Source organism: Spirulina sp. 06S082 (assembly GCF_034932145.1).
GTDB lineage: Bacteria > Cyanobacteriota > Cyanobacteriia > Cyanobacteriales > Spirulinaceae > CCY15215.
This window is the reverse complement of record NZ_JAYGHV010000430.1, coordinates 1-8,496: the sequence shown is the minus strand read 5'-3', so window position 1 is coordinate 8,496 and position 8,496 is coordinate 1. Positions and strand designations below refer to the sequence as shown.

8 protein-coding genes and 1 pseudogene are annotated in these 8,496 nt (G+C 51.6%); 1 reads left to right on the top strand and 8 read right to left on the bottom strand.

Going from position 1 to position 8,496, the window contains the following annotated elements; translation table 11 throughout:
- Positions 1 to 128: 128 nt before the first annotated feature.
- The 7 genes and pseudogenes from VB714_RS26050 to VB714_RS26020 form a co-directional block, all read right to left on the bottom strand.
- A pseudogene (locus tag VB714_RS26050) lies at positions 129 to 710 on the bottom strand (cation-transporting P-type ATPase); the annotation flags it as partial.
- A gap of 180 nt (positions 711 to 890) precedes the next feature.
- The gene (locus tag VB714_RS26045; RefSeq protein ID WP_323228140.1) at positions 891 to 1,271 is read right to left on the bottom strand and encodes an STAS/SEC14 domain-containing protein; all 381 of its coding nucleotides are present in this window, start codon (positions 1,269 to 1,271) and stop codon (positions 891 to 893) included.
- A gap of 120 nt (positions 1,272 to 1,391) precedes the next feature.
- Positions 1,392 to 1,982: a general stress protein gene (locus tag VB714_RS26040; RefSeq protein ID WP_323228139.1), complete on the bottom strand. Its 591-nt coding sequence runs from the start codon at positions 1,980 to 1,982 to the stop codon at positions 1,392 to 1,394.
- A 455-nt stretch (positions 1,983 to 2,437) separates the two neighbouring features.
- Complete coding sequence (locus VB714_RS26035) at positions 2,438 to 3,451, bottom strand: sulfate/molybdate ABC transporter ATP-binding protein (RefSeq protein ID WP_323228137.1); 1,014 nt, start codon at positions 3,449 to 3,451, stop codon at positions 2,438 to 2,440.
- 109 nt (positions 3,452 to 3,560) lie between these two features.
- A complete protein-coding gene (gene cysW, locus VB714_RS26030; protein ID WP_323228135.1) occupies positions 3,561 to 4,400 on the bottom strand; it encodes a sulfate ABC transporter permease subunit CysW in 840 nt (279 codons plus the stop codon).
- A complete protein-coding gene (gene cysT / locus VB714_RS26025; RefSeq protein WP_416309805.1) occupies positions 4,387 to 5,232 on the bottom strand; it encodes a sulfate ABC transporter permease subunit CysT in 846 nt (281 codons plus the stop codon). Before cysT ends, cysW begins: the two co-directional genes overlap by 14 nt.
- A gap of 117 nt (positions 5,233 to 5,349) precedes the next feature.
- A complete protein-coding gene (locus tag VB714_RS26020; RefSeq protein ID WP_323228132.1) occupies positions 5,350 to 6,429 on the bottom strand; it encodes a sulfate ABC transporter substrate-binding protein in 1,080 nt (359 codons plus the stop codon).
- Between the two features lie 166 nt (positions 6,430 to 6,595).
- Here VB714_RS26020 and VB714_RS26015 point away from each other — a divergent pair, with 166 nt between their 5' ends.
- The gene (locus VB714_RS26015; protein ID WP_416309804.1) at positions 6,596 to 7,384 is read left to right on the top strand and encodes a Crp/Fnr family transcriptional regulator; all 789 of its coding nucleotides are present in this window, start codon (positions 6,596 to 6,598) and stop codon (positions 7,382 to 7,384) included.
- Positions 7,385 to 7,730: 346 nt separating this feature from the next.
- Here VB714_RS26015 and VB714_RS26010 read toward each other — a convergent pair whose 3' ends face one another.
- Positions 7,731 to 8,348, bottom strand: coding sequence for a histidine phosphatase family protein (locus VB714_RS26010; protein WP_323228126.1), 618 nt, complete (start codon positions 8,346 to 8,348; stop codon positions 7,731 to 7,733).
- Positions 8,349 to 8,496 lie beyond the last annotated feature (148 nt).

Sequence of the window (8,496 nt, the reverse complement as noted above, 5' to 3'; positions counted from 1 at the left end):
TTTGAGCGCTTTTTCATCATTCTTTCTTCTCTGGTGATTTCTCGATCTTACCCTCTCTTTCTCTTTCTCATTGGTTTTTTCCGATTCCTTTTGTTTTTCGCTTTCTCCCCTTAAGTTGACACCAATGAGTAGGTATGCGCCCCCGTAGCATAGACGAGGGCATCAATTTCACCCCGGCGCAGGATTGAACCAGAAAAGACAGCCTCGCCCGGTTTACGAGTGACAGGCAGGGATTCCCCCGTAAGTGCCGACTGATCCACCTCCACCGAGTCACCCGACCGCAGGCGGGCATCTGCTGGCACAATGTCACCCAAACGCAAGCGAATCAAATCCCCTGGGACCAATTCACGGGACGGTGGTGCGATCCACTTTCCATCCCGTTTCACCCGCGCCTTAACGGACAGCTTGGACTTCAGGGCGGCGATCGCATTCCCCGCCTCGTGTTCTTCCCAAAACCCAACTACGGCATTAGCAACCAGCAACAGTAGAATGATGAAAAAATCTGGCCAGTGTCCAACTATGCCCGATAGAATCACCGCCACCTCGATCATCCACGGAATAGGACCCCAAAAATAGCTGAGGAATTTCAGGTAGGGATTGGTTTTCTCTTCTTTAATCTCGTTGGGTCCATAGTGCTTCAGCCGCTTACTCGCCTCGTCTTGACTGAGACCCTCCGGCGACGACTCCAGTTTTGCCTCTAGTTGTGCCATAGACAGGGTTTTCAGATCGTCCTTCGGATCGGGACTTTCTTCGGGAGCTTTGGGTCGATTGACGGAGGCTTTCATCATGGGTATTCCTTTGGCATTTATTGAATGGAACGGTCGCCGGACTCAAAAAGTGAGAACTTAATGCTCGACGAGCCGCCATTGATCGTCAGGATTTGGACTCCGTTACGGCTGTGGGCGATCGCTGCTCAGGTCTGCGAGCCAATGCCGTGCCTCCTCAATCTGTGATGGTTCAAAGGTTTTGACCTTAACGGACACAACGCGCTCGAACACTTCTGTGAGTGTCCGCATCCACTTGGCATCAGCAACGAGTGCGGCATGGGTAAAATCATTGAGATGGGCAAAGCCGAAGCGAATATCTTTCCAAAGTGCGATCGGATTAATCCCCTCGAAATGTCGAACTTCTTCCAGAACTCTCAATTTACCGTGCTTGGCAATATCAGCCTTCAACTGAGAAACCACGCGATCGAAGTCTTCTTCGGTAATTTTCCCTTCGATGACAAGTTCGACGATGTTGTTCTCTGGATTATTTTTGTATTCAATCATTGCTTTTTCCCTCAATTTGATTGCAATTAATCAGTAAATCTCTTTTGTAAGAGTGTTATTAGTTTTCGGGCAGAAAGGTAAGATTTAATCTTACCTTTCTGCAACTCTCACTCTAAACAGCTACTGCGGAGATGCCACCCCCATCAGTGGTTCATCGGATGTGACCAGATGGTGTTCCAAGGTTTCAGGCCCGGTGCGATCGAGGATTTCTTGGGCATGGGTCGTGTCAGACCTGGAGCCGTGGACAATCAGAACAAACTTGTCGTTCTTAATCGCCCGTTCGTACTGCAAGATGCTGTCCTTGGGAATCCCAAGGCTGTACAAGCCCGCCCCCACCGCACTCAGCCCGCCCATCAAGATCGCCCCTTCCAACGCCCCCACAATCCAACTGACCAACGGGCCCGCGACCAAAAACGGTCCTAAACCAGGAATCGCAAAGAACGCAGAACCGAACAAAAAGCCCCACAGTCCTCCCCAGAAGGCACCAACCTTACCCCAGGCTTGCATCCGATCGCCAGTATTGTAGTAACCGACCACGTTCTCCTCAGTGTGATAGTCGCGTCCCACAATCGATAGTTTCTGCATATCGAAGCCAGATTGCTGGAGTTCTTTGACAGCCGCTTCCGCCGCGATATGGGTTGCATAGATTGCCACAACGGAATTGTCTTGCTTTATAGCGCTTTCTTTTTGTTGTTGTTGCAGATTAATCATGGTTTTATCTCCAGAGTTATTTATTTGTGAAAAAATTTAGCTGTTGGCAGTTGAGTATTTTGCGAGAGGTATTCCACAACGCGATCGCAGGCACTGTGGGGTGAGTTGTTTCAGATTGACGTGGTGTTAGACAATCTCTGGCCATGAAAGTACCGGCCAATGGCGCATTACGCTTCGCTCTAGGGAAGCCATGCCAAAGGTAATGCGACACTCTACAGATGGTATATTTTTCCTCGAAAATTACCTTATCTCTAGAGTTGTTTAGTTATAGAAATCTTTGCTGATCTTTTGGGAGTATCCTGCTTGCGCCACTAGATTCCTCCCCGCCCTCATCTCCCAGCTTAGGAGAGGGATTTAGAGTGTTGTGCTTTGCACTTCTCGAAGGGTGGGCTGCCTACTTCTATCATTCTATACCCAGAAAAAGTATTTGCTTAATATCTTGACTTTTGTTGATATTAGAAATTCAGGTGATGTTTTGACGATGCAAAGGCTTTGATCTCACTGAGTTCAATTTGGACACATTGCCCAGTTTTGAGGTTGAGGTCTGCCCATTGATCGCGATTGATGTGGGCGGTGAGGGGGGTGTGATCCGCTAACTGGAGTTTCAGGTGAACATCCCAGCCCCGATGGAGGATGTCTGTGATCGTGGCGGGAAGGCTGGCGGGGGTGGGCTGGGAATGGATTTTGACGGCATGGGGTCGGACAAAGATGGGCGATCGCGCCTGACGATGATCCTGCGCCACAACATTGGGTAACACATTCACCTCGCCCACAAACTGCATCACAAAAGGGGTTGCGGGTGTTTCGTAGATTTCTTGAGGCGTGCCAACCTGTTCAATTTTGCCGCAATTCATGACGACAATTTGATCGGCGACTTCGAGGGCTTCTTCTTGGTCATGGGTGACAAAGACGCTGGTTAAATTCACCTCATGGTGAAGGTTGCGGAGCCAGTGGCGTAGGTCTTTGCGGACTTGGGCATCCAAGGCCCCAAAGGGTTCATCGAGGAGTAAGACGTTGGGTTGCACGGCGAGGGCGCGGGCGAGGGCGACCCGTTGGCGTTGTCCGCCGGAGAGTTGGTTGGGGTAGCGATCGCCCAATCCCTGCAATTGAATCAGATCCAATAATTCATTCACACGGGTGCGAATTTCAGCCGCTTTAATGCGGCGAATTTCTAAGCCAAAGGCGATATTTTGGCGCACGGTGAGGTGTTTAAAGAGGGCGTAATGTTGAAAAACGAAGCCAATTTGCCGGTGTTGCACATCCAAATGGGTCATATTTTGACCGTTAATCCAAATTGCGCCACTGTCGGGAGATTCCAAGCCAGCAATGGCCCGTAACAAGGTGGATTTACCTGAGCCAGAGGGTCCCAAAAGGGCGATCAATTTCCCATCTGGCACGACTAAATTCACCTGATCGAGGGCTTGAAATTGACCAAAATGCTTAGAAATATTTTCAACGAGAATACTCATAATGTTCCGTGGGTTGGGTTAAGGGTGCGATCAATGAATGGGATGAGTTTGTGATGATTACAGACTGTGAATCGTCGGTTTAGCCAGGGTCATCGTGGCAGATTAATCCTTAAGAGGATGGCGTTTTTTTGAGGAAATAATGTTCTAGGATGCCTTTACCAATTAAGGTCAAAATTGCGAGTCCGGCTAAGACGACGGCGGCACTAAAGGCGGCGACGGACTGATAGTTTTGATAGGATTGCTCGACAAAAATAGGCAGGGTTGCGGTGCGGCCGAGAATGTTGCCAGAGACGACGGCAACGGCTCCAAATTCTCCGAGGGCCCGCGCATTGGTGAGCAAAATCCCGTAGAGTAATCCCCAACGAATATGGGGCAGAATGACGCGCCGGAAAATTTGCCCATTGTTCGCGCCCAAGGTGCGAGCGGCTTCTTCGGGTTCAGGGCCAAGGTCTTCGAGGACGGGGATCACTTCGCGGGCGACGAAGGGCAGGGTGACGAAGACCGTGGCGAGGACAATACCGGGGAGGGCAAAGATGATTTTGATGCCGAGACTGGCGAGCAGGGGACTAAACCAACCGATGCGATCGCCGTACAGTAAAACCAACATCAACCCAGCAACAACGGGAGAAATCGAAAAGGGTAGATCAATGATGCTGAGGAGTAGGGTGCGCCCGCGAAATTGGTTGCGGGCGATGACCCAGGCGGCGCAGAGGCCAAACAGGGTATTGAGGGGGAGGGCGATCGCCGTCACGATCAGCGTTAGGTGGGTCGCTTGGCGAAAAGCGTGGCTGTGGAGCGAGGCGAAAAATGCCCCGATACCCTCTTGAAATGCGGCGTGGAAGACCACCAAGGCGGGCAGCAAAAGCACCACACCCAGATAGGTTAAGGCAAGGATAATTAAGAGCCATTGCCATGAATCGGGTTGGGTTGCAGAATTAGCGGATCGCATAGCGTCGTCCCCATTGTTGCAGTCGGTTAATTACGAGGAGGGCGGTGAGGGAACCGAGCAGTAAGACCGTGCCGATCACCGTTGCGCCAGCGTAGTCGTATTGTTCGAGGCGTTGGAACACTAAAACCGGGGCAATGAGGTCTTGAAAGGGAATGCTCGATGAAATCAACACCACGGAACCGTATTCCCCCACAGCGCGGGAAAATCCTAAAGCAACCCCCGTGAGAATGGGCGGAATTAAGGGGGGGAGAATGATGCGGTGAAAAATTTGCCAAGGGGTGGCACCGAGCGATCGCGCTGCGGCTTCGATTTCTGGCTCTAGCTCTTGTAAAACAGGCTGTAAGGTTCGCACGATAAAGGGCAGGGAGATAAACAACATGGCCACAAAAACCCCCGTGCGGGTAAAGGCAATCTTGATCCCGAAGGGGGCGACCCATTGCCCAATCCAACCGCGATCGCTGTAGAGGGTCGCCAAGGCTAAACCCGCCACCGCCGTCGGTAGGGCAAAGGGGAGATCCACCACCGCATCAATCACTTTGCGACCGGGAAATGAGTAGCGCACCAACACCCAAGCGATCAGGGTTCCCATCACCCCATTGACTGCCGCCGCAGCGAGGGCAGTTAAAAACGTGACGTTGTAGGCCGAAACAGCGACGGGATCGGTGGCAATGCGCCACACCTCTGCCCACCCAAGGGAAAGGGATTTTTGGATCAAGGCGATCGCCGGCAGCAGGAGCATCACACTGAGATAGGTCAAGGTTATCACCCAGGGCCAAGACCAGCGCGATCGCTGCACCTCAGCAGAACCATTCATCACATCAACCTTCAACATGGGAACATTCACCAAATTCAACACCAGGATTTCAAACTGAGATCTCACACTGATCTAAAGAACACAGAAAACCGAGGCTCTAAACCCTTGCACTGTATCGGTTTAGAGCCTCGGTTTTTACTGCGATCGGCCAATCTTGGCCAGCATTTTGTCAAAGGCCGCACCATCCGCGAAAAACTTCGCCTGAATCGCATCCCAGCCGCCCAAATCTGTCACTGTAAACAACTGGTCAACTTGGGGAAACTGGTCGGCAAACTCCGTCGCCACAACCGGATCAACGGGACGGAATCCCACCTTGGCAAATTCGCGCTGGGCTTCCGAGGTATAGAGGAACGCCACAAAGGCTTCCGCCACCTCCCGCGTGCCATGCTTGTCTACATTGGCATCCACCACGGCGATCGGATTATCAATGGAAATGTTGTAATCCGTGGGAATTACATAGGGCTGCACATCCCCCTGTTGGGCAGCCAGCAGCACTTCATTTTCGTAATTGATCAAAACATCACCTTGACTCTGTTTGTAGAACAGATCGCTGGCTTCACGGGCATTTTTCGGCAAGACCGGCACGTTTTGATAGACCGCCGTGGTAAAGGCATCGGCGGCTCCGTCATCTTTGCCGGATTGGGCGATCGCCCCCCACAAGGCCAAATAATTCCACCGTGCGCCCCCGGACGTTTTCGGGTTCGCCGTAATCACCTTTAAACCTCTGGCTAGGTCTGACCAACCTTGCACCGTTGGCCCCCCTTCCCGTGTGACCAACGCCACCACGGATCGGGTGACGATCGCCCCATAGGGAGCTTCATCCTCCCAACCGGGTTCAATCAACCCCGCATTCTCAATCTCTTGGGTATCCAACGCCAACGCCAACGCCACCACGTCCGCCTCTAAACCATCGAGCACCGCACGGGTCTGGGAGCCAGAACCGCCATAGCTTTGGTCGATCACCACGGTTTGCCCGGTCTCCTCTTTCCACTGTTCGACAAACATCGGGATAATCTGCTCATAGGCCCTCTGGGTCACGGCATAGGACACGAGGGTTAGTTCAATCGGGTCTGAGGCGGTGGCTGAGTCCCCATTTGTCGCCTCTGGGGTCGTGTCATCCACCGAAGCGCAGGCGGCGATCGCACTCAGGCAAATCATCACCAACCCACGCGATGAACGGCGCAACCATGAACGGTAATGCAAGGTCGTTGTCATGATCAAAATTCCTCATTCACTTCAAACTCAGATGCTTATGTTTTGAGATTGAATTTCGATTGTATTGCAATACAAATCAAATGTCAATGAAATACAAGCGCAATTGAAATACAGGTTAAACAGCAGACATGGGAAAATAAGCCCGTGGTTGCTCATTTCGTTCCCCATGGCCAAAGCTCAGTCTGTCCCCACCCCGACTCTTGCCACGATTTGCGATCGGGTGTTTCCCTTTCGCGGCATGACTCCGACGACCCTCGCGGCCTATTTCCCCACCAATTCCCTCACAGTGGAAACCCTCTTTTCTAACCGCCCGATCTACACCGCCTTTCTCCCCAACACCTACCTCGATAGTCTTTACGTCGTCCTCAATGAGGGATTGATCATCACCCGCAGCACCCCCCTCGATCGCATTGTGTCCCTGACCTATCCAGGGAGTTGCTTTGGGATGCGGAATCTGCCCTTTAGCCATGGCCAGGCAACGCGGGCCTTTCCCAGTTTGGTGGAGGCCTACAAAACCGCCCAGGTAGTGAAGTTACCCCTGGCGGCGATGGAGGCGATTTATCACGAAGATGATGAGTTTCGCGATCGCTACGACTATCTCTTTGAATTGCGAATTAAGTTTCAATATCATCTGCTCAATTGCAGCACCTACCCGCCCCAAGCCGTCGCAGCCTTGCTCCGCGCCCTGATCTACCAAGAGCGAGAACTGGGCAACCAACCCAACCCCGACGGCATCTACAGTTTTGATCTGCCCATTGATGTGATTGCCCGTGCCTGCCAACTCAATTCCCGCACCGTGGAACAAGTCCTCAAGGGCTTACAAAAAGAGGGGTTTTTAACGAAGCCGCCCAAGGATGCCACCACGGAAGATGGCGTATATGTCGCCAACCCCAATGGCCTTAAAGAAGTCTATAGCGCAACACGGGATAAGGTGGCATGGTGGCCGTTGCGTTGATGCGATCGCCCCCACCATTCACCCAAACATTCAAACATTTACGATGACTGACAACCGAGATCGAGGGTTGATCTCAGTTACGAACGAATTTTCAGGTGTCTCAAATGCCTTAAGGGGTGACAAGGGGGCTGAAAAGCGCAGAGAGAAAGAGGTTTGGCAAAAGTCCTAAAAAAGAATAGAGTTGAATGATGTTAAGTTTGGTTTGGGGCAATCATGCCCTGCCGATTTATTGGGAAATGCTAGAGAAAAAAGGAAGTAGTAATCTCGGCCACCAAAAAAGAGTAATAGCTCCAGGAAACCTCCTGGTGTGGCTGGAATATGCGTCAGAATCTTATTCACCGCGATGTCAGTCTTGACAGTTTAGGGCGTTAGCAGAGGTATTCCACAAAGCGATAATCGGCACTGTGGGGTGATGGGAATCAAAGGAGAAAATACTGATTGATGCCGTGCCAAGGGGGAAATGCTGCGCTTCATCCACCCCTAACCCGATCCAGCGTGTAGCCAAAACGCCGCCAAACTGACCGTGGGAAAAGAGTGCAATATTCCCCTCCAGCCTGCGAAGACGAGCGATGAGCCGATCGGCGCGATCGCAAATCTGACCTGGCATTTCACCGTGCGGACAACCATCCCGAAAAACATTCCAGTCCTGGCGCTCCTTGCGAATATTCACGGATTGCTTTCCCTCGTAATCGCCATAGTCCCATTCGACCAAATCCGGTTCAATTTCTGGGACTCGATCCAACCCCGCCAACGCACAGGTTTGTTGGGCGCGTTTGAGTGGGCTGGTCAGCACATGGGCAAACTGTATATCCCGCAGGTACTTGCCAAGTTCCCGCGCCTCGGACTCGCCATTTTGGGTCAACGGAATATCTGTACGACCTGTGTGCCGACGGTTGAGCGCCCATTCGGTTTCGCCGTGTCGGATCAGGTAAAGGTTTAGAGGGTTAGGAATATTTGTTTTCATCGAAAAATTGGGTAGAAACCTCGTCCTTATAGGACGGCTTTACATTGAATAAACGTAACCATCTTTTTTGTGAATTGTCTGGCAATATTTGTGGTTAATACCTTGTATTAATCCATTTGGGGTAGAAATGTTAAAACTTCCTGTTGAA

Coding starts and splice junctions, on each gene's coding strand:
- VB714_RS26045 (WP_323228140.1), bottom strand. CDS start 1,271: ATGATTGAATACAAAAATAATCCAGAGAACAACATCGTCGAACTTGTC.
- VB714_RS26040 (WP_323228139.1), bottom strand. CDS start 1,982: ATGATTAATCTGCAACAACAACAAAAAGAAAGCGCTATAAAGCAAGAC.
- VB714_RS26035 (WP_323228137.1), bottom strand. CDS start 3,451: ATGAGTATTCTCGTTGAAAATATTTCTAAGCATTTTGGTCAATTTCAA.
- cysW (WP_323228135.1), bottom strand. CDS start 4,400: ATGCGATCCGCTAATTCTGCAACCCAACCCGATTCATGGCAATGGCTC.
- cysT (WP_416309805.1), bottom strand. CDS start 5,232: ATGTTGAAGGTTGATGTGATGAATGGTTCTGCTGAGGTGCAGCGATCG.
- VB714_RS26020 (WP_323228132.1), bottom strand. CDS start 6,429: ATGACAACGACCTTGCATTACCGTTCATGGTTGCGCCGTTCATCGCGT.
- VB714_RS26015 (WP_416309804.1), top strand. CDS start 6,596: ATGGCCAAAGCTCAGTCTGTCCCCACCCCGACTCTTGCCACGATTTGC.
- VB714_RS26010 (WP_323228126.1), bottom strand. CDS start 8,348: ATGAAAACAAATATTCCTAACCCTCTAAACCTTTACCTGATCCGACAC.